Source organism: Leptolyngbya sp. KIOST-1 (genome assembly GCF_000763385.1).
Taxonomy (GTDB): Bacteria; Cyanobacteriota; Cyanobacteriia; order Phormidesmidales; family Phormidesmidaceae; genus Nodosilinea.
This window is the reverse complement of the sequence record NZ_JQFA01000002.1, coordinates 2,617,487-2,636,384: the sequence shown is the minus strand read 5'-3', so window position 1 is coordinate 2,636,384 and position 18,898 is coordinate 2,617,487. Positions and strand designations below refer to the sequence as shown.

The window sequence follows — 18,898 nt, the reverse complement described above, 5'->3', positions numbered from 1 at the left end:
TACTATTCATAGCTTTACGGGATCTGATCATGCCAATAACAGAGAGATATACCCTCAGAATTAGACAACTCAGCCAGATTGACCGAAGCCTGCTGAGGGAAAAAGGTATTCGAGGCATCATTCTTGACCTCGACAATACCATCGTCTCTGAGGATGATGTATACCTTTCCCCTGATTCTGAAAACTGGATTCGTGAAGCTCAGCATGAGGGCCTGAAGCTCTTTTTGCTGTCCAACGGCAAGCGAAAATATCGAGTTAACTATTGGTCTGCTCGTTTAAATATTTCAGCTATTAGTCCTGCCCGTAAACCATTCCCAAAGAGTTTCCGCAGGGCGATTCAGATCATGCAACTTAAACCTCGTCAGGTGGTTGTCATTGGTGATAGTTTTCACACCGATGTTTTAGGTTCAATACTAGTGGGCTGTTCTTGTGTTCAAGTGGCGAGCCTTCCTCATCCGCCCCGTTGGTGGGAAAAAATTCTTGGTAAATGGGTACAGGTTCCATACCTTAATACTGAAGAGCTTTGGTTGGCAGACTGCGAATATCTTTACCCTTAATTTTTAATTGATTGTATACCAATGACTAATCCATTGATATTTGGTGTTCTAATAACTTCTACTGTCGGTTTGAATACTTTTGCACAAGTCTTACTCAAGATGGGATCTGGTAAGACTCTGCCAAACATATACTTGCTGGGCGGAGTTTTAGCATACGGCATCAGCACCTTAATGTATATTTTAGTGTTGAGTAAAGTGAATCTATCTGTGGCCTACCCCTTGGTAATTGGTTTGACGGTGATCTCTACCACTGTTTTTGGAGCTGCGTTTTTTCAAGAAAAAGTCGGGATAACTGCCTGGCTTGGAATTGGCCTTATGCTAAGTGGCATCTGGGCTATTGCTTTTGCAAAGAATTGAATGCTGTAGCTAATAGAATTAATTTCACAAATTAGATTTTGGGAGGCTGCTTAAGCCGGCTCTTCCGGGTTCAGGGTGATAAGCTCGGCTAATATTCAGGCGCAGCAAGGCTTTCAGAGAATGCAGGGAAAGTAAAATGTATCAGCCAGCACACTTTCAACCACAGATCCGGAAGAGCCCTTAAGCCTTAAATTTGTACGGTAAATCGGCCTTAGTATTTTGTTTTGTACTATTTATTGATTAAGAAGGTTTGAAATCATGATCAAATTTATATCTCGAAAGACATTAAGTAGCGACTTGGCAAAACTTTTCTATCTCTTCTTTATCGGGTTTTTTCTGCGTTTTTTTCTGTTGACAAACCAAAGTCTTTGGTTTGATGAAGGCTTGACTCTTGACAATATTGAAGCTTCTTCGTTCGTCGAACTTATTACAAGATTAAGGAATTTGCCGCACAGTGATATTTTTCAGCCTTTGTATTATGTTTTCTTGTATGTTATACGCCTATTTTTGGGAGATTCGGAGTTTGTTTTAAGGGGGTTCTCGGCAATTCTAGGTTTTTTAGTGTTGCCCATGTTATATGGCCTTGCTAGGCGCTTGTATGGTAAAAACCACAGCATATGGACTCTTTTTATTCTGGTTTTTAGTTCCTTTTTGATTGGCTACAGTCAAGAGGCGAGAAACTATTCCTTGTTGATTTTTATTGCATCGCTACAGCTTTGTATATTCAGTGAAGTTTTGGACGCGGATTCATCTAAAAAACCTTTATCAAGGTTCTTTTTTGCAATCATTTCTTCAATTGGTTTGTTCTGCAGTGTTCAGTCTATTGTGTTTACTGCATCATTAAGCTTTTCGCATTTATTAATTTTTAGGAAGTGGAGGCACTGGATTCAATGGTGGTTGCCTACTGCGATTTTTTGTTTGTTTCCAATAGTTTATTTCCTGACTTTGCCTGCTGATGCAAATCCATCAACCGTTAATATATCGAGGTTCGGTTTTCCTATTATTTACAATGCAGCTTTTGTGATTTACGGGATTTTAGTTGGCACTACTTATGGACCATCGCAAGAGCAGTTGAGAGGAGATGATAAGCTGGCAGTGGTTTTAGGGAGCTGGCCAGTTCTTTTGATATTTATCGCTGTTGTTTCTGTAATTTTTCTGCTTATTATAAGGCTGTTTCTTCAGCGTGACTTTAGGAGCAAAATTTTCCGGCTGGATTGCTTCTTTATTTGTCTTGCAGTTACCTCTTTTGTCTTGGCAATAGTTATGGCTCTAATTACAAAGATGAATTTGGTTCCAAGGCATGCCTACTACCTCTGGTTGCCTCTAGCCATGATTTTGCCATCGTTATTGCATGGCCCATTCCTGATTGGAAAAGTTAGACCCCTTTACAAGGCGATAGCTAGGTTATCAATCCTGTTTTTCATATTTCTAAATTTATATTCCGTTTCCAATTATTACTTCGATCAGAGCTATTGGCGAGATGATTACCGATCCGTTGTTCGTTATTTGATTGAAAATCGAGTTTCTGGTAGTCCATCTGTATTGCTTTTTGGCTCTACTAAATTGATCAGATACTATGGCGATTTTGAAACAATAGATGGTCACGAAGTTGCTTGGAAAATGTTGTCAGGAGATGATTATTGGTTAAAAAGTTTGTCTTCAGTAGCTAATGACTCAAAAAAAATTATATTGGTTGTTAATCGGAAGCATTTTTTGGAGGCAGAATTTCCCCTCGAAGAAAAAATTTCTGATGCATATAAAATAGACTATATAGTTGAGGATTTTAATTATTTCCATATTTACTATTTGTCAGCCATTTGAAGTTTCTAGTACTCTGAGGCAGAACTAAGTCTATCATTCACGAGACTAAGGGTTTACCGGTGTAATTCCACTTAAAGGGCTTGGCCAAGGTGCGATTGTAGTAGTCCACAAAGGCGAGGATTTTAGCTTTGAGGTCAGCCTGACTGGTGAAGTTGGAACGGCGTAGGAGTTTGCTCACCAGGATGCTAAACCAAACTTCAATTTGATTGAGCCAGGACGAATGTTTAGGCGTGAAATGCACGACCAGGCGATGAGAAGGGTCTTTCAAAAAATCAGCGCGAGTGGCCATTGAGGCCAGAATGCCGGACTTACCCTTTTCGCCTAGCTCAAGGGGTTCAGGTTCAAGTTCAGCCACTACGCGCACCAAGGCCTCGGATTGATGAGTATTGAGACAATCCATAACGAGATGAATTTTGGGAGCGCTGGGTGCTGGGCCCAGGAGGGCTCTGAGATGAGCCTCTAAATCAGCCTCGGTTCGGGTGTCCCCGACACTGGCTTGGTCAATCTGGCCGGTCGCGACATTCAGCGTGGCGATTAAGGCCTGGGTGCCATGACGAATGTACTCAAACTCCACCTTTTCACAGCGTCCCGGCTTCATGTCCAGATTCGGCATCGCCCGTTCTAGGGCTTGAATACCGGTCATCTCGTCGAGGCTGTAGGTCAACTCACCGTGCTCGCTGCGCGCCCTGGCCTGCTGATAGACACCGCAGATGTCGGTAACTTTGGCGGCGAACTCAGGATCCGGGGGGGATGGAGCCAGTAGCGAGTCTGGTGGGGTTTAAGTTCGGCTTCAGCTAACAATCGCCCGACGTGACGGGGGCTGATGGTGTCGACAATGCCCTGCTTCATCATCTCATCGGCCAACTCGCAACCCGTCCAATGGCTGATGGGGCGACCATACTGCTCAGGCGGGGCGCAGGCCAGGGCATAGAGTTGCGTGATTTGCTCCAACGTGAACGTCGGCGGGCACCCCGCTCGAGGCGCATCCTGGAGTCGATCTTCGATGGGTAACTCACGGGCACTCAGCTCTAGCCACCGACTGCGCCAGAGACGACTCGTATCTTTGGTAATCCCGAGTTCCCGAGCAATCTCGCCATGACTGGCACCTTGAGCGGCACGCAAGATGATGGACGCTCGCAGCGCAATCTGCTGGGCTGTGCTCGGTCGCCGAGCGATTTTCTCTAGGCCCGTCTGTTCATCGGTCGTTAGCGTGATGGGAGGAGCGGCAAGTCTTGGCATGGCAACTCAGTTCCGTGCGCTCTACCCTTAAATAGTAGATCTACTTGGCTCTTCCGGGTTCAGGGTGATAAGCTCGGCTAATATTCAGGCGCAGCAAGGCTTTCAGCGAATGCAGGGAAAGTAAAATGTATCAGCCAGCACACTTTCAACCACAGATCCGGAAGAGCCATCTACTTTCGCCTCAGAGTACTAGGAGGTCAGGTGACAGAATCATCGGTTTGGATCGAAGACGATCGCAAGTCGGAATCTAAGCAAACCGATAGTGGTCTATGCGCTCAAAATTTCGCTAGGGGGTGTTTGAACGCACAATTCCGCTGTCGACTTGGATTTAAACCGACTATGTATAGGTTGACTGTAAAAACGGCATGGTGGATTTGACTATGCCCAAACTGGTAAGCAAGCCGCAGCGGGTCGTCAAAGTCGAAACCCAATAGACCGTAGGGTAAGAGAGCCCGCGATCGCCCGCTCTCTTACCCATTCAGGAGGTGAAATGCTCAACACGGTTGCCCACGATAGGCGGTTTCAAGACCGTGCCGACGCCGGACAACAGCTGGCTGATCGGCTCAAAGGCTATGCCCAGTGCCCAAATCTGCTGGTGCTGGGCCTGCCCAGGGGCGGCGTGCCCGTGGCCTACCCGGTGGCCCAGGCCCTTCAGGCTCCCCTGGATATCTGCCTGGTGCGCAAGCTGGGGGTGCCAGACCATAAGGAACTGGCCCTGGGGGCGATCGCCTCGGGCGGAGTGCGCGTGTTGAACGACGATGTGGTGAAGGGGATGGGGATTTCTGCCGCCGCCATTGACGCGATCGCGGCCCGAGAACTGGAGGAGCTACAGCGCCGCGATCGCGCCTACCGGGGCGATCGACCGTCGCCCTCCATCCGCGATCGCACCGTTATTCTGGTCGATGACGGCATCGCCACCGGGGCTACCATGCGGGCCGCCGTTTCCGTGATCCAGCCCCAAGGACCAGCCCGGCTAATTGTGGCCGCCCCGGTGGCCGCCCCGGCCCTGTGCCAGGAGTTGAGCCTGATGGTGGATGAGGTCGTGTGTGTGGTCATGCCGCCAACGCTGCGTGCGATCGGCTACTGGTACCAGGACTTTTCCCAAACCAGCGACGACGATGTTCGCCACCTCCTGAGTTGTTCGGGCTGAGGCCTCAGGCGTTTTCCTGCCAGGCGGCTTCAAAAAAGGCGAGTTCGCACTCCATCGCGTAGCGGTAGGCGGCCCGATGGCTGGGGGTATCGACAGCCTGCTCATCGATCAGCGCCTCCAGTTGAGCGGCCAGGGGCTCAAACTGGTCGCTGCTGTAGGTCTCGATCCAGGCGCTGTAGCGGTGGGGCGGCGGCTCCAGCTGGGCCAGAGACTGCCCCAAAAAGGCATAGAGCCGCATGCAGGGGGCCATAGCGATCGCCGTTGCCCCTGGGGGTTGCCCCCAGGCGGTGCTGAGCAAAAAATCGGTGTAGCGGCGGGTGGCGGCACCGGGGGACACCGAGGTCAACTCCACGCCCCATTCCTTGGCATAGCTGCCGTGCAAATTGAGCTCGGCCAGTACCCCATCCGCAAGCTGGTGAAACACCTGAAACGCTTCCCAGGTAGCCGCTTTGGCGGCAGCAATGCTGTAGGCCCGGGCAAAGGCTTCAAGGAAAAAGGCGTCCTGACCGACGTAGTAGGCAAAGGTTTCAACGGCCAGGGTGCCGACGCCCAGGCCCTGCACAAAGGGGTGCTGTAGACAGGCCTGGGCCAGATCGGCGTTGGCGTTCCAGAGGGAGAGGGAGAGCGACATGGGGCAGGGGGAAAGGGTGAGGATAGTTAAGGTGTGGATGGTTTGGCGGCGAGATTTGGTGCCGAGAGATTGAGGTGGGTGCGCATCGGATTTTGCCCTAGGCAGATTGGACAGCCAGGACGGCTATCCCACAAGCTTTTCCCACAGCCCCTTTAAGCCCGAGAGCCTGCCTCTTGTGGGATGGGCTTCTGGCTCGTTCCGCCTCATTCAAGAATAAATCAGACCAGACTCACAGCAGCGCCTGGGCCAGATCGAGGGAGAAATAGTAGGCGTTGTTCGCGTTGCCCCAGAGCACTTCAAATGGGAGACTGGGTTCGCCCAGATGGCTGATAACCAGGCGCGCGTGGGGCATAGCCGAGCTGCGGGTGTAGTCATTGACCGTGACCACGGTGGGAAGTCCGGCGGCAACGGCGGCCTCTAACCCCTGGCGACTGTCTTCGACCACCAGGCAGGTGGCGGGGTTGAGGCCCATGGCGTCGATCACCAGATGGTAAATGTCAGGGGCGGGTTTTTTGTTCGCCACCATGTCGCCCGCCGCAATCACCTCAAACCAGGTGGGCGACCCTGGCCCCAGCAGGTGCTCCAGCAGCGGCAGCACGCTGTCCTTGGCGCTGGTGGTGGCGATCGCCAGGCGTACCCCTTCCCGCTGCGCTGCGGCGATCAATCGCCGCACCCCTGGCCGCAGCGGGATGACGTTGCTGGCAACCAGCGCCTGAAAATGGCGAGCCTTGGCCTGATGCAGCGCCACCACCAGCGCCTCGATCTCTTCCTGCGGCGGCACCGGGGGCTGGTAGCGCTCAATGTAGTGACGAATGCGCTCCTTGCCCCCAGCCACCCGCAACAGCTGACCGTAGAGGCCTACCGGCCAGTGCCAGGGTAGACCAAACTCCTGAAACGCCTGGTTAAACGCAACCCGGTGGCCGTCCCGCTCGGTTTCGGCCAGGGTACCATCGACATCAAAGATGAGCGCGTCAAGGGTTTTCATGGGCATTCGTGGAGACGACCGACGGGAGATATGGAGATAGCACCTACCACCGGAATCTAAGGGCAGATGTTGCCGACTCTGAACCCAGGCAGACTGAGAGAGGCCTGGGGGCAATGTCTATTTCCATCGCACTCGGCCTGTCTCGCCCGGCCTGTTAGGTCAAAATGGGTAGGTCAAAACGGCAGAAAGCACAACGATTCTAGCCGAGAAGCCCACCGTTTCACCGTAGGATGAAGAGGCGACCTGGCCCCAGGTCAGAGTCGGCCCCAGCGCAGCAGACTGTTGTCAACGGTTACGAAGGACATGGATATCAAAAACGGGTTTGTCGCCACGGTAGGTAATACTCCGCTGATTCGTCTTCCCAGCGTTAGCGAGGCTACGGGGTGCGACATTCTGGGCAAAGCAGAGTTTCTCAACCCCGGTGGGTCGGTCAAAGACCGGGCCGCCCTCTACATTGTTGAAGACGCGGAGAGAAAGGGGCTGCTGAAGCCCGGCGGCACCGTGGTTGAAGGCACCGCAGGCAACACCGGCATTGGTCTGGCCCACATCTGCAATGCCAAGGGCTACCGCTGCTTGATCGTCATTCCCGACACCCAGTCCCAGGAGAAAATTGACCTGCTGTGCACCCTGGGCGCTGAGGTGCGCACCGTGCCCGCCGTGCCCTACCGGGACCCCAACAACTACGTCAAAGTCTCGGGGCGGCTGGCCGAAGAACTCGACAACGCCGTCTGGGCCAACCAGTTTGACAACCTGGCTAACCGTCTGGCCCACTACGAAACCACCGGTCCCGAGATCTGGGCCCAAACCGAGGGCCGAGTCGACGGCTGGGTAGCCGCCACGGGCACCGGCGGCACCTACGCGGGCACAGCCCTGTTTCTAAAGGAGAAAAATCCGCAGATTCGCTGCGTGGTGGCCGACCCCATGGGCAGCGGCCTCTATAGCTATGTCAAAACGGGGGAAATCAATATCCAGGGCAATTCGATTACCGAGGGCATTGGCAACAGCCGCATCACCGCCAACATGGACGGCGTCCCCATCGACGATGCCATTCAGGTGGACGATACCGAAGCCCTGCGCACCATCTATCAGCTGCTGTACCAGGACGGCCTGTTCATGGGCGGTTCTGTGGGCATCAACGTGGCGGCGGCGGTCCGACTGGCCCAGCAGCTTGGCCCCGGCCACACCATTGTCACGGTGCTGTGCGACGGTGGCTCGCGCTATCAGTCGCGCATCTACAGCCGCTCCTGGCTGGAAGAGAAGGGCCTGTGGTCAGAGGAACTGGCTCCTCCTGCACCTGCCGCTGCGATCGGTGAGGCGATCGCCTAGGGGTTACGGCCTCAGCCGCCGACCCGCTCTCTCCGCTGTCGCCCCTAGCCACTGCCTAAGGGGGACTGTGGTTGCAGATCAGATCGACTACACTAGGACAAATTAAAGGGGTTAAATGGGATACTTGCAGCGCAGCTACTCCCAGAGTCAACGCGCCTCCAGGCAATCCCAGCCAGTCTGCTTCTGTAATTTTCGGGGACACACCTGTGACCGATCCGTCTGACAAGTCTTCGCTACCGCCCGAGCCTGCCCTGACTCCGGGTTCGGTACCCAAAAAACAGGCGTCCCAGCCCAACCCCTGGGTGGAAGGGCTGCAAACTATTGGGCTCAGCGTAGTGCTGGCGTTGGGCATTCGGCACTTTGTGGCAGAGGCGCGCTACATTCCCTCTGGTTCTATGGAGCCGACGCTCCAGATCAACGATCGCCTGGTGATCGAAAAAATTAGCTATCACCTCAACCCCCCTCAGCATGGCGACATTGTGGTGTTTTGGCCCCCCGATAGCCTGACCACACCGGGCAGGCGCCGCGATGCGTTTATTAAGCGGATTGTGGGTCTGCCGGGAGACGTTGTGGAAGTGCGCGATGGTGAGGTGATTCGCAACGGCGAGGTGCTGGATGAACCCTTCATCAAAGCCCCGCCCGACTACCAGTGGGGACCTGAGGAAATACCCGAGGCATCCTTCATGGTGCTGGGCGACAACCGCAACAGTAGCTATGACAGCCACGCCTGGGGATTTGTGCCCCAGGAAAACATTATTGGCAGAGCCGTGGTGCGATTTTGGCCACCGGGCCGGGTTGGCCTGATCGACGATTGAGCCGTGGGGCGATGGTAGCCGCCGGGCGCTAGTACTGGTTGGCAGAAATAGAGCAACCCTTGCTGGGGGTGTCAGGTGTCAGGAACAGTTGACTGACTTCTGCCGCAGAGTACTAGCGAGAAAAACGCGGCGATCGCCGTGGGGTAAGCGCGAGAATAGCCGCTTTGTGTCGATTGATTTCTTCCCCAGATGCTTAAATCTTCCGGGGTTTATTCAGGGAACCTTAACACAGTTGCTTAGGATAGGGCTGATGTCCGGTTTAAGCAGGTGTCAAAGGTCAGCTTTTGGCTGACGCTGCTATCCTGGTTATCGGTCGGGTTTTGCCCTAAAGCCTAGCTTTGGTGGCTGTTGCGCCACGGCTGCCGCTGTCAATTTAGCCTCTCAGGAGGCATGTGTTCCCATTGGTTGTATGACTTTTACCCCTGCCGATAAGCCATCCTTTGCCATTACTACCCCGCTGTACTACGTCAATGGTTTACCCCATATTGGCAGCGCCTATACGACCATTGCTGCCGATGTCGTAGCTCGGTTTTATCGGTTGATGGGGCACCCGGTGCTGATGATAACCGGCACCGATGAGCACGGCCAAAAGATTCAGCGCACCGCTGAAGAACGGGGGGTTTCGCCGCAGGAGCACTGCGACGAATTTGTGGCTGGGTTTGAGCGGTTGTGGCAGCTATTAAATATTGACTGCGATCGCTTCATTCGCACCACCGCCCCCCGCCACAATGTCATCGTCAACGAGTTTTTTCAGCGGGTGTGGGACCGGGGCGATATTTACAAAGGCCAGCAGCAGGGCTGGTACTGCGTCTCCTGCGAAGAATTTAAAGAAGAGCGCGACCTGATTGGAGAAAAGCGCTGCCCCATCCACACCAACAAGCCGGTGGAGTGGCGCGACGAGTCCAACTACTTTTTTAAGCTATCTAACTATCAGGAGCAGCTAGAAAAGCTCTACGCCGATCGCCCCGATTTTATTCAGCCTGAGTCGCGCCGCAACGAGGTGCTGAGCTTCGTCAAGCGGGGATTGCAGGATTTTTCCATCTCGCGCATCAACCTCGACTGGGGCTTTCCAGTACCCACCGACGCCGACCACACTCTCTACGTTTGGTTCGATGCCCTGTTGGGCTACATCACCGCTCTGCAAGACTCTGACGAACCGCCCAGCCTGGACAAGGCGATCGCCCACTGGTGGCCGATCAACACCCACCTGATTGGCAAAGATATTCTCCGCTTCCACGCCGTTTATTGGCCTGCCATGCTGATGTCGGCGGGGTTGTCCCTGCCCGAGCGAGTGTTTGGCCACGGCTTTTTGACCAAGGACGGTCAGAAAATGGGCAAGAGCCAGGGCAACACCCTGGACCCGGTGGACCTGGTTGAGAAGTACGGCCCCGACGCGGTGCGCTACTATTTTTTGCGCGAAATTGAGTTTGGCAAAGACGGCGACTTTAACGAAACCCGCTTTATCAACGTGCTCAATGCGGACCTGGCCAACGATCTGGGCAACCTGCTCAACCGCACCTTGAAAATGGCGGCCCGCTACTGCGAAGGTCGGGTGCCCGATGTCGATCGGCAGGCGATCGCCCTAGACCATCCCCTGCGGGCGATCGGAACTGCCCTCACCGACACCGTGGCCCAGGCCTATTCCCAGTTGGCCTTTAGCCAGGCCTGCACCGCTACCCTGGCGCTGGTGCAGGCCAGCAACAAGTTTTTAGACGAGCAAGCGCCCTGGAGTCTCTACAAGCAGGGCAAACAGGCCGAAACCGAGCTGGTTCTGTACGCTGTGCTGGAGTCGGTGCGGCAGGCCGCCTACCTGCTGTCGCCCATCATCCCCGACCTCAGCAACCGGATTTATACACAGCTGGGCTTTGCCTTCGAGTTTAACGACAAAACCCTGGGCCAGAGGGTCGCCTATGCCGACCACGCCGCCTGGGGTTACCTTCCCCCCGGCCAGCCCCTGGGAGAAGCCGCACCCGTCTTTCAGCGGCTAGAGCTACCCACCCCAGCGGCCAGCCCCTGATCAACACTGCTTCAGCCCTGTTACGTTCGCTTCAAATTTAAACCCATACCCATTTAATAACCACTTAAAACCCCATGTTAGATACTCACCAGAACCATTCTCTCCTTAGCGACGACGCCATATTCACCCCAGAGCAGGTGCTCGACAATCGGGGGCGGGTGGCTATTTTTATCGATGGATCCAATCTGTTCTATGCGGCCCTGCAACTGGGGATTGAAATCGACTACACCAAGTTGCTGTGCAAGCTGACCTCCGGGTCACGGCTGTTTCGATCGTTTTTCTACACCGGGGTAGACCGTACCAACGAAAAGCAGCAGGGGTTCTTGCTGTGGATGCGGCGCAACGGCTACCGAGTGATTGCCAAGGACCTGGTGCAGCTGCCCGACGGCTCGAAAAAAGCCAATCTGGACGTCGAAATTGCCGTTGACCTGGTGGCCCTGGTCGACTACTACGACACGGCGGTACTGGTCAGCGGCGATGGCGATCTGGCCTACGCCGCCGATGCCGCCAGCTATCGGGGGGCGCGGGTGGAGGTGGTCAGCCTGCGATCGATGACCAGCGACAGCCTGATCAATGTGGCCGATCGCTACATTGACCTGGAAGGGGTCAAGGACGACATTCGCAAGCTGCCCCGAAATTCTGCCAGTCAAAACTACACCTATCGCCCGCTGTCTAATTTAGCTACCGCAGAGGAACCTCCGAACGATAGCCTAGCGATCGGCGAGTAGTTTTTCCCAGGCGCAGCATGGCACAGTGGCGGCGGTTAATGATTAGCGGGGCGGCGATCGCCGCCCTGACGGTAGGCCTGTATAGCTTGATTGGCCCTGGCCCGGATCCCAATAGCGGGGTGGTAGACACGGCCAACGATCCAGAACCCGGCCTCACCCTGCGCGATGTCACCCTGGAGCAGCCCGATGACCAGGGGCAGCTGCTGTGGCGAGTGAAGGGTGACGAAGTCACCTACAGCACTGACCAGCAGGTGGCCTTCATCACCAGGCCCGACGGCGACCTGTTTCAGGATGGGGAGGTAATCTACAGGGTCGTTGCCGACACGGGGGAAGTGCGGGAAAACGGCAGCGTGATTCTGCTGCGCGGCAATATTGTGGCCACCGGTGTCCAGAACGGCTCCATTTTGCGCGGCAGCGAAATGGAGTGGCGACCCCAAAATGACGTGCTGATCATGCGCAATCAGATTACCGGCACCCATCCCCAGCTGCGAGCCGCCGCCGATGAGGCGCGGGTGTTTAACCGCGAAAACCGCATGGAGCTAGAGGGCAACGTGGTGGCCAACACCGTGGTGGAAGATCCCCAAACTGAGCCCTGGCTCAAGCTCCAGGCCCAGGAACTGACCTGGTTTTGGCAGGACGAGCGCATCGATAGCACCCAGCCCCTGCGGGTTGAGCAGTTTAAGCAAAACGCCATCAGCGATGTCGTCACCGGCCAGCGCGGTTCTGTGGACCTGGCGGAGAAGCTGGTTGCCCTGCGGGGGCAGGTGGCGATGCAAATGCTGGAACTACCGCTCACCATGACCAGCGAGGCCCTGGATTGGCAGGTGGATCAGGAGCAGGTAGCGGTCAACCAGCCCCTGACCCTAGTCCACCCCGAAAACAGAATTCGGGTCACCGCCAGCCGGGGTCAGATGGACCTGGCCGCTCAGCAAATTCTGCTGACCCAGGACGTGGTGGCTGTTGGCGAAACCAATCAGACCCGCATGACCAGCGATCGCCTCAGGTGGGACGTGGAAAGCCAGACGGTGGTGGCCGAAGGCCGAGTCAACTATCGCCAGGTCAACCCCACCCTCAACCTCAACGGCTCCCGCGCGGTGGGTCGCCTCGACGATCAAACTGTTGTGGTGGACGGCGGCCGCGTCGTCACCGAAATTGTGCCGAATTAGGGGTATTCGGCGTCAGGTCGCCGATATCGGGTGCAGACCTGAGCCTTCGACCGCAGCCCATAAACCCTAAACTGCTCACCCCAGTCCTGCTGAGAAACGTTCCATGCCATTGACCTGTCAGTCCCTGCTGCAAGCCCACCCGATCGCCTGGGAAAAGGCCACCACCCATCCTTTCTTGAGCGGTTGCCACAGCGGTACCCTACAGTCAGCCCAGTTCAACACCTGGCTGGTGCAGGACTTTTTGTTTGTCAAAGCCTTTACCCGCATGGTGGGCCGGGTGCTGGCCGCCGCCCCCGACGACCACATTGACGGGCTGCTGGCGGGGCTGGGGGCCCTCAAGGACGAGCTGCTGTGGTTTGAGGCCAAGGCTGCCGAGCGATCGCTCAATCTGGTCACTCCCCTTCAGCCCACCTGTCAGTACTACTGTGAGTTTATGGCCAGCCTGGCCATTGCCCCCTACCCGGTGCAGGCCACCGCCCTGTGGGCGATCGAATATGCCTACAACCAGGGCTGGCAACTCCCTGGCCCCATGCCCGAACCCTACACCGAGTTTGCCGATCGCTGGGGCAACCCCGGCTTCACCGACTACGTGCGCCTGCTGGCCGCCCAGGCCGATGCGGCCCTGGCCACCGCCAGTCCCATGGTGGAGGCCGAAGCCAAAGCTGCCTTTCTGCGAGTTGCCGAACTCGAAGCCGCCTTCTGGCAAATGGCCTTTGCCCTGGGGGATGAGGGTAGGTGAGGTCGTAGGTGAAATAGGCCTGGGAGGGCTTGATTGTCACGGCTCCTCAACGACTCATCTCTCTATCATCCCTCTATCCCTCTACCTCCCCATCACCTCACTTGCCCTCTTCCTCCACCCCGGCCCGGTGCTGCAAGACCGCCTGCCGAAACCCCAGCACCACCAGAATGTTTGACAGAGTCAGGAACGCCTCGGCTCCCCCGTGCAGCCAGTCGACATTGGCCAACTCTTCACCCAGGCCCACCTTGGCATAGATGCCCGCCGGAATGGTCACGGCCACAAACACCAGCAGCGCATAGAACCCGGACAGCGCCAGGCGGGGAGTTTCTTTGGTTTGGCTCATGAACCACAGAAACCCCAGGTAGGGGAAGAGGGACATGGCAAAGAGAGTGTTTTTGTCGAGCATTGGGGATGGGTGAGGGGGGAGGTAGGCGGGTGGGTGAGTAGGCGGGTGGGGAGGGAGGGGTAAATTGCTGCTTGAAATCTGAAATCCAAAATCTAAGAATTTCAAATCTAAAACTTACTTGGCGCTGGTTGCCGAAGCGCTGCCCTGCCGCCAGATCCACCAGGCGGCGAGGCAGAGGGTAGCATTGCCCACCACCGTCATGGCGGCCTGGAAAGTCACCAGCCAGGCCAGCCCGGGCGCGTTGTCGAACAGGTGCCAGGTGCAGGCGGCCATAGCGCTGACCAGGGCTGGAAACATGGCGATCGCCAGCCACCGCCACACAGGGCGCTGGGTTACTGCCGCAAACTGCCAGATGAACCACATCGCCGCCATCCACTCCAGCACGCTTGAAATGTGGATCATCCAGGTGGGTAGCGACAGGGCGTGCATGGGGTTCAGAGCGTGACAACAGCCTCTATTGTAGAGAGGTCGGGGCAACGGCGTATAGCGGTTTTATCGCGATGGCCATTGCGCTTAGGACATCTGCCCCTGTTGCTCGCCAGAACTGGGGCAGCGCAATGGCGTATAGCCATCGCCCCACGCGGTTACAGATTGTCCTAACAGTTCTGGCGATGGCAATATCAGCGGGTTGATCGGGGGCAGGAGACATGCGAGCGGTTTTGTGTGGCTACTACGGCATGGGCAACGGCGGCGACGAAGCGCTGCTGGCCACCCTGCTGCAAATGCTGCCCCCCAGGGTGACTCCGGTGGTGCTGTCCGGCAACCCGGCTGAAACTGCCCAGCGCTACGGGGTGGAGGCGGTGCCCCGCAAAGCCTTGAAGCCCGTTCTGCGGGCGTTGCGAGGGGCCGATGTGTTTATTTGGGGCGGGGGGAGCCTGCTGCAAGATGCCACCAGCCTGCAAAATCCTATTTACTACGGCGGCCTGATGGCCCTGGCCCAGTGGCTGGGGCTCAAGACCCTGGCCTGGGGCCAGGGCATAGGTCCGCTCAACCATCCCCTCAGTCAGGGGCTGGGGCGCTATACGCTGGGCCGCTGTGACGCCGTCAGCGTGCGCGACAATGGCTCGGCGGCCTGGTTGGCCCGCTGGCAGGTGCCGGGCATGCAGGCCCCCGATCCGGTGTGGGCCCTGGAGGCTGCCCCTGTGGAGGGGCTGTGGGATCTCCCCGCCCCCCGCGTTGCCGTGGCCCTGCGTCCCCATCCCTGGCTTACCGAAAGCCGCCTCGACCAGTTCACTCAAGCCCTGGCCGCGTTTCAATCGGCTACCCGGACCTGCCTGCTGCTGGTGCCGTTTCAGCCCGGCAAAGATCTGCCCATTGCCGAGTATATTCAGCCCCGTCTGCCCGGCCCCAGCCACATCTACACCCTCAGCGACCCCCACCAGCTCAAGGGGTTGTTTCGCGGCGTGGAGATGACCCTGGGAATGCGGCTCCACGCCCTGATCATGGCGGCGGCTGAGGGCTGCCGCTGTTTTGGGTTCAGCTACGACCCCAAGGTCAGCCAGCTGATGACCGACCTTGATCTGCCGGGCTTTGATCTCAATCCCCGAGCGGTGGCCCATCGCTGGCCAGAGACCCCGGAGCAGGTGACCCAAGCCTGGCTGGAGGTCTACGCCAACGGCGACCCCTTGACTCCAGAGCAAATCAAATCGCGGGTCGATCGCGCCCTCATGCACCAGGACCTGCTGCACGACGTGCTAGGGGCGTCATCCATTCACTCTTAATGATCCAAGAACTATATAATCCAAGAACTATAGGCGACGGCCCCTCGCCTGTTGTTTGGGTCGGGCGTGGCACGGCTGTTAGTAGACGGTTGTTAACCGGACTTAACGACACGCCCTAAACCCGCTGACCCCTTAGCCCAGGGCCTGCTCGATCGCCGCCTTCAGCTCGGGGTCGTTGGGCGGAGTTTGGGGGTCAAAGCGGGCGACCACGCTGCCGTCGCGACCGACCAGAAACTTGCCAAAGTTCCAGGTGATATCCGGGCCTTCCCCCACCAAAAACTGGTAGAGCGGGCTGCGGTTGGGACCGTTGACATCCTGCTTTTCGAGCAGGGTGAAATCGACGTCGTACTTGGTTTTGGTGAAGTCTTTGATTTCTTCAGAGCTGCCGGGTTCCTGCTGCCCGAACTGGTTGCAGGGCACCCCTACAATCATCAGGCCGCGATCGCCATAGGCTTTGTCCAGGTCTACCAGACCGCTGTACTGGGGTGTCAGACCACACTTGCTGGCCACATTTACAAACAAAATGACTTTGTTGGCCAGGGATTCGGGGGCCAGAGGCGCACCGTCTAGGGTAGCCAGGTTGGAAGGAAGAGACATAGGGCTTAACTGTCTGCACAACGTCTTAATTATCGGCCATCAAACGGCGATCGCTGTGTATGCCGGGGTGACTTTGCGGGGGCAGGCGGCTTGCTACCGCTCCCCCTGCTCAGCCTGCCACACCGCTTCAAAGGTAAAGGGCAGCGCGGCGGCTTCGACCGAAATGGAGTCAATTCCCCAGTCGACTAGATCTGCAATTAGCTCGGGATGGCGCACCGGGGCCTGTCCACAGATAGAGCATATCAGGCCGTAGCGGCGAGCCTCCTGCACCAGGTGAGCCATCGCCAGGCGCACAACGGGATGGCGTTCGTCGTAGGCTGAAGCCATGGTGGGCTGGTCGCGATCGACGGCCAGCAGCAGTTGGGTTAAATCATTGGAGCCGATGGCAATGCCCTGAATTCCGGCCTGGGCGTAGGCGGGCAGCAGAAACAACACCGAGGGCACCTCAGCCATAATCCACAGGGCAAAGCCTTCAGCGTCGAGCAGGCCCGTGCGCTCAACCCGCTGCCGACAGGCGATCGCCTCTTCGACGGTGCGCACGAAGGGCAAAATTAGCTGCAAATTGGTGTATCCGGCCCGCTGCAGCGTGGCCAGAGCCCCTAGCTCCACCAAAAACAGGCGATCGTCCACTTCGTAGCTGAGGGTGCCGCGCAGCCCCAGCATTGGGTTGGGCTCGACCGATGGGCTGCCCTGCAGGGCCTGCCATTCGTGGGAGCGCAGATCGAGACTGCGGTAGCGCAGGGGCTTAGGCCCCAGGGCCTGGGCGATCGGCTCCAGCTGCTGCACCAGACGGCTTTGCAGCTCGGCCTCCTGCCCCTGATTCACCCAGTCCCACGGGTGACGTCCATCCAGCACCTCCAGCAGCAGCCACTCCGATCGCAGCAGACCAATGCCCTGGGCGTAGTCCATGGGCAGGGTGTCCAACTGCCGAGTCTGGCTCAGGTTGATCATCACCTGGGTGCGCAGGTGCTGGTAGCGCACTCTGTGCTGGGGCGACAGCTCCAGGGGCGGAGCCAGGGTTTGAAACTGAGCCAGGGCGGTTGCAAACTGCTGGTGGTTGGTGGCCTCCTCGGTCAGCCCGTAGACCACGCCGCGATCGCCGTCCAGCCAGAGCACCATGCCCGTTTCCAAGAGCTGGGTGGCCTGGGGTGCCCCAACCACGGCTGGAATCCCCACCTCCCGGGCCAAAATTGCCGCATGGCAGGTGGCCCCGCCCCGCTCGGTCACAATGCCCGTCACCGCCTCAAGCTGCATAAAGACATCGGGCTGGAGGTCGGGCAGCACCACGATGGCCCCCACCGGCAGGGGCTCGGGCAGATCCTGGGGGTGGTTAGCGACCACCGCCACCCCCTGAATTCGCCCTCCCGCGGCACCAATGCCGCGCACCACCGTACTGGCCGAGGGCAGGGGAGGCTGAGCGCTGGGGCGGGCCGAGGGGGTCGGAGGCCGCGCAGGGGTCACTGGCGCGGGGTCACCCCAGGGAGTTGCTTCGGTGATCACCAGGGCGGGCTGGGCGGGATTGGGGCCGGGGTGTAACAGCCATTCCAAACGGATTCCGCCCCTGCCGAGGGCCGCCTGGGCCTGCTCCGCCAGGCCCACCAGGCGGGCCAGCTGAGCCGTATTCAGAGGCGGGGGCAGCTCCGGGCAATCGCGCTCCAGGAGGGCAATGGGCTGGGCTGTCGCCGCTGGATTGGGGTGGTACTTAGAGGGCGGCAGCAGCTGGTAAACCCGTTCCTGAAACCCCGGTTCCCAGGTAGCCGTAGCCAGGGTGCTGCGGCTGGTGCGGCAGCAGGCGGGCCGCGCCTCTCCCTGGCTGAGGGCAAACCCCAGCCCGGCCACCGCCGTCACGGTGATCTGCCCCCGCTCAAGGGTCAGGGTGCCGGAGGCGATCGCTGGGTAAACCGGCATAATCAGCGTGGCCAGGCTGAGGTCCCTGAGCCGCTCGCAGTGCAGCTGCCAAACCGCCAGGCAGCGGGCCGTCAGCGCCTGGCTCCAGAACTGTGGCAGCACCTGGGGCAGCAGGGCGTAATCGGCCTCCACCTGGGCCGGCAACAGCCCGCTGCCGAGCAGCGAGGGCGGAACCGACCAACGCTCCGACGGCCCATCGACCCACAGCGACGAGCGCAGCATCCAGGCGGTGGCCACCATGTCCTGCTCTGGGGCGGAGTTGGCCCAGTCGGCCCAGTCGGCCTGGGCGGTTGGGGTGGCCCCCATGGCCTGCTGCCAGCGCTGACTGCACTGCTGCAGGACGGCATAGCCGCCCTGGCAAACGGCGGCCAGGCGATCGTCCGCCAGGTCTAGCCCGGCTAGTTGCTCCAGGCTGCGGTGCCAGGTAGCGGCCGTCAGCACCCGCCCCTGGGCGACGGGCAGCCCCTGCTGCTTTAGGCAACTCAGGTAGTAAGCTTTTTGACCCACCGCCCGCAGATCGGCTATGCCCAGGTCATCCAGTTGTCGAAGCCAGGTCATACCAGAGGTAAAAGGCTAGCCCTCACCAAAAACCAGCCGGAGGGAGATGGCCAACGTATTGGATTTTAATCAAGGCCTATAGTCGCCCCAGAACCCTCACCCATTCCATCCGTCGAGGCCCCGTGCCCTGGGGCGATCGCCGAGGAGCGTCTTCTTTAAAGTGTCATTTGCAGAATC

At 57.8% G+C, this 18,898-nt stretch carries 19 protein-coding genes; 11 read left to right on the top strand and 8 right to left on the bottom strand.

The annotated features are described in order from the left end of the window. Positions 1 to 29: 29 nt before the first annotated feature. The 3 genes from NF78_RS29360 to NF78_RS11755 all read left to right on the top strand — a co-directional run bounded on the left by NF78_RS29360 (position 30) and on the right by NF78_RS11755 (position 2,735). Complete coding sequence (locus NF78_RS29360) at positions 30 to 557, top strand: YqeG family HAD IIIA-type phosphatase (RefSeq protein ID WP_072016055.1); 528 nt, start codon at positions 30 to 32, stop codon at positions 555 to 557. A 21-nt stretch (positions 558 to 578) separates the two neighbouring features. After that, complete coding sequence (locus tag NF78_RS11760; RefSeq protein WP_035986551.1) at positions 579 to 914, top strand: SMR family transporter; 336 nt, start codon at positions 579 to 581, stop codon at positions 912 to 914. 297 nt (positions 915 to 1,211) lie between these two features. Continuing rightward, entirely contained in the window at positions 1,212 to 2,735 is a 1,524-nt protein-coding gene (locus tag NF78_RS11755; RefSeq protein WP_197064817.1) for a glycosyltransferase family 39 protein, read from the top strand. A gap of 37 nt (positions 2,736 to 2,772) precedes the next feature. On the opposite strand, the gene NF78_RS11750 is transcribed toward NF78_RS11755, so the two are convergent. Beyond that, positions 2,773 to 3,399: a transposase gene (locus tag NF78_RS11750; protein ID WP_197064816.1), complete on the bottom strand. Its 627-nt coding sequence runs from the start codon at positions 3,397 to 3,399 to the stop codon at positions 2,773 to 2,775. Further along, positions 3,396 to 3,974 (bottom strand): helix-turn-helix domain-containing protein, encoded by a 579-nt coding sequence (locus NF78_RS11745; protein WP_072016054.1) that lies wholly within the window; start codon positions 3,972 to 3,974, stop codon positions 3,396 to 3,398. Before NF78_RS11745 ends, NF78_RS11750 begins: the two co-directional genes overlap by 4 nt. 490 nt (positions 3,975 to 4,464) lie before the next feature. On the opposite strand from NF78_RS11745, the gene NF78_RS11740 reads away from it, so the two are divergent. Further along, positions 4,465 to 5,124 carry a phosphoribosyltransferase gene (locus NF78_RS11740; RefSeq protein WP_035986546.1) on the top strand — a complete coding sequence of 220 codons (660 nt, stop codon included), beginning with the start codon at positions 4,465 to 4,467 and terminating at the stop codon, positions 5,122 to 5,124. A 4-nt stretch (positions 5,125 to 5,128) separates the two neighbouring features. Here the strand turns inward: NF78_RS11740 and NF78_RS11735 are convergent, their stop codons facing one another. Together NF78_RS11735 and NF78_RS11730 are read right to left on the bottom strand one after the other, a co-directional pair. Continuing rightward, entirely contained in the window at positions 5,129 to 5,755 is a 627-nt protein-coding gene (locus tag NF78_RS11735) for a TenA family protein (RefSeq protein ID WP_035986544.1), read from the bottom strand. Positions 5,756 to 5,984: 229 nt separating this feature from the next. Then, the gene (locus NF78_RS11730; protein ID WP_035986543.1) at positions 5,985 to 6,740 is read right to left on the bottom strand and encodes an HAD family hydrolase; all 756 of its coding nucleotides are present in this window, start codon (positions 6,738 to 6,740) and stop codon (positions 5,985 to 5,987) included. A 303-nt stretch (positions 6,741 to 7,043) separates the two neighbouring features. Between NF78_RS11730 and NF78_RS11725 the strand changes: the two genes are divergently transcribed. From NF78_RS11725 to NF78_RS11700, 6 genes are all read left to right on the top strand, one after another. Then, positions 7,044 to 8,066: a cysteine synthase A gene (locus NF78_RS11725; RefSeq protein WP_035986540.1), complete on the top strand. Its 1,023-nt coding sequence runs from the start codon at positions 7,044 to 7,046 to the stop codon at positions 8,064 to 8,066. 206 nt (positions 8,067 to 8,272) lie between these two features. After that, complete coding sequence (lepB, locus tag NF78_RS11720; protein ID WP_081972590.1) at positions 8,273 to 8,881, top strand: signal peptidase I; 609 nt, start codon at positions 8,273 to 8,275, stop codon at positions 8,879 to 8,881. Positions 8,882 to 9,290: 409 nt separating this feature from the next. Beyond that, on the top strand, positions 9,291 to 10,898 hold the full coding sequence (metG, locus tag NF78_RS11715) for a methionine--tRNA ligase (protein ID WP_035986538.1): 1,608 nt from the start codon (positions 9,291 to 9,293) through the stop codon (positions 10,896 to 10,898). Positions 10,899 to 10,972: 74 nt separating this feature from the next. Beyond that, positions 10,973 to 11,626 (top strand): NYN domain-containing protein, encoded by a 654-nt coding sequence (locus NF78_RS11710; RefSeq protein WP_035986536.1) that lies wholly within the window; start codon positions 10,973 to 10,975, stop codon positions 11,624 to 11,626. A 17-nt stretch (positions 11,627 to 11,643) separates the two neighbouring features. Then, positions 11,644 to 12,792 (top strand): LPS export ABC transporter periplasmic protein LptC, encoded by a 1,149-nt coding sequence (gene lptC / locus NF78_RS11705; RefSeq protein WP_225885285.1) that lies wholly within the window; start codon positions 11,644 to 11,646, stop codon positions 12,790 to 12,792. A 103-nt stretch (positions 12,793 to 12,895) separates the two neighbouring features. Then, positions 12,896 to 13,531, top strand: a complete 636-nt coding sequence (locus tag NF78_RS11700; protein WP_035986530.1) for a TenA family transcriptional regulator — start codon at positions 12,896 to 12,898, stop codon at positions 13,529 to 13,531. A 97-nt stretch (positions 13,532 to 13,628) separates the two neighbouring features. Here NF78_RS11700 and NF78_RS11695 read toward each other — a convergent pair whose 3' ends face one another. Beyond that, positions 13,629 to 13,937, bottom strand: a complete 309-nt coding sequence (locus tag NF78_RS11695) for a DUF3593 domain-containing protein (RefSeq protein ID WP_035986527.1) — start codon at positions 13,935 to 13,937, stop codon at positions 13,629 to 13,631. A gap of 114 nt (positions 13,938 to 14,051) precedes the next feature. Further along, the gene (locus tag NF78_RS11690) at positions 14,052 to 14,366 is read right to left on the bottom strand and encodes a DUF2499 domain-containing protein (RefSeq protein ID WP_035986525.1); all 315 of its coding nucleotides are present in this window, start codon (positions 14,364 to 14,366) and stop codon (positions 14,052 to 14,054) included. 218 nt (positions 14,367 to 14,584) lie between these two features. On the opposite strand from NF78_RS11690, the gene csaB reads away from it, so the two are divergent. Beyond that, complete coding sequence (csaB, locus tag NF78_RS11685) at positions 14,585 to 15,658, top strand: polysaccharide pyruvyl transferase CsaB (protein WP_035986524.1); 1,074 nt, start codon at positions 14,585 to 14,587, stop codon at positions 15,656 to 15,658. Positions 15,659 to 15,790: 132 nt separating this feature from the next. Here csaB and NF78_RS11680 read toward each other — a convergent pair whose 3' ends face one another. After that, a complete protein-coding gene (locus tag NF78_RS11680) occupies positions 15,791 to 16,255 on the bottom strand; it encodes a glutathione peroxidase (RefSeq protein ID WP_035986521.1) in 465 nt (154 codons plus the stop codon). 93 nt (positions 16,256 to 16,348) lie between these two features. Then, on the bottom strand, positions 16,349 to 18,721 hold the full coding sequence (locus NF78_RS11675; RefSeq protein WP_035986519.1) for a putative PEP-binding protein: 2,373 nt from the start codon (positions 18,719 to 18,721) through the stop codon (positions 16,349 to 16,351). Positions 18,722 to 18,898 lie beyond the last annotated feature (177 nt).

Bases quoted from the DNA above. Each gene is read 5' to 3' on its own strand.
- NF78_RS29360 (WP_072016055.1), top strand. From the start codon at position 30: ATGCCAATAACAGAGAGATATACCCTCAGAATTAGACAACTCAGCCAG.
- NF78_RS11760 (WP_035986551.1), top strand. From the start codon at position 579: ATGACTAATCCATTGATATTTGGTGTTCTAATAACTTCTACTGTCGGT.
- NF78_RS11745 (WP_072016054.1), bottom strand. From the start codon at position 3,974: ATGCCAAGACTTGCCGCTCCTCCCATCACGCTAACGACCGATGAACAG.
- NF78_RS11740 (WP_035986546.1), top strand. From the start codon at position 4,465: ATGCTCAACACGGTTGCCCACGATAGGCGGTTTCAAGACCGTGCCGAC.
- NF78_RS11735 (WP_035986544.1), bottom strand. From the start codon at position 5,755: ATGTCGCTCTCCCTCTCCCTCTGGAACGCCAACGCCGATCTGGCCCAG.
- NF78_RS11730 (WP_035986543.1), bottom strand. From the start codon at position 6,740: ATGAAAACCCTTGACGCGCTCATCTTTGATGTCGATGGTACCCTGGCC.
- NF78_RS11725 (WP_035986540.1), top strand. From the start codon at position 7,044: ATGGATATCAAAAACGGGTTTGTCGCCACGGTAGGTAATACTCCGCTG.
- metG (WP_035986538.1), top strand. From the start codon at position 9,291: ATGACTTTTACCCCTGCCGATAAGCCATCCTTTGCCATTACTACCCCG.
- NF78_RS11710 (WP_035986536.1), top strand. From the start codon at position 10,973: ATGTTAGATACTCACCAGAACCATTCTCTCCTTAGCGACGACGCCATA.
- lptC (WP_225885285.1), top strand. From the start codon at position 11,644: ATGGCACAGTGGCGGCGGTTAATGATTAGCGGGGCGGCGATCGCCGCC.
- NF78_RS11700 (WP_035986530.1), top strand. From the start codon at position 12,896: ATGCCATTGACCTGTCAGTCCCTGCTGCAAGCCCACCCGATCGCCTGG.
- NF78_RS11695 (WP_035986527.1), bottom strand. From the start codon at position 13,937: ATGCTCGACAAAAACACTCTCTTTGCCATGTCCCTCTTCCCCTACCTG.
- NF78_RS11690 (WP_035986525.1), bottom strand. From the start codon at position 14,366: ATGCACGCCCTGTCGCTACCCACCTGGATGATCCACATTTCAAGCGTG.
- csaB (WP_035986524.1), top strand. From the start codon at position 14,585: ATGCGAGCGGTTTTGTGTGGCTACTACGGCATGGGCAACGGCGGCGAC.
- NF78_RS11680 (WP_035986521.1), bottom strand. From the start codon at position 16,255: ATGTCTCTTCCTTCCAACCTGGCTACCCTAGACGGTGCGCCTCTGGCC.
- NF78_RS11675 (WP_035986519.1), bottom strand. From the start codon at position 18,721: ATGACCTGGCTTCGACAACTGGATGACCTGGGCATAGCCGATCTGCGG.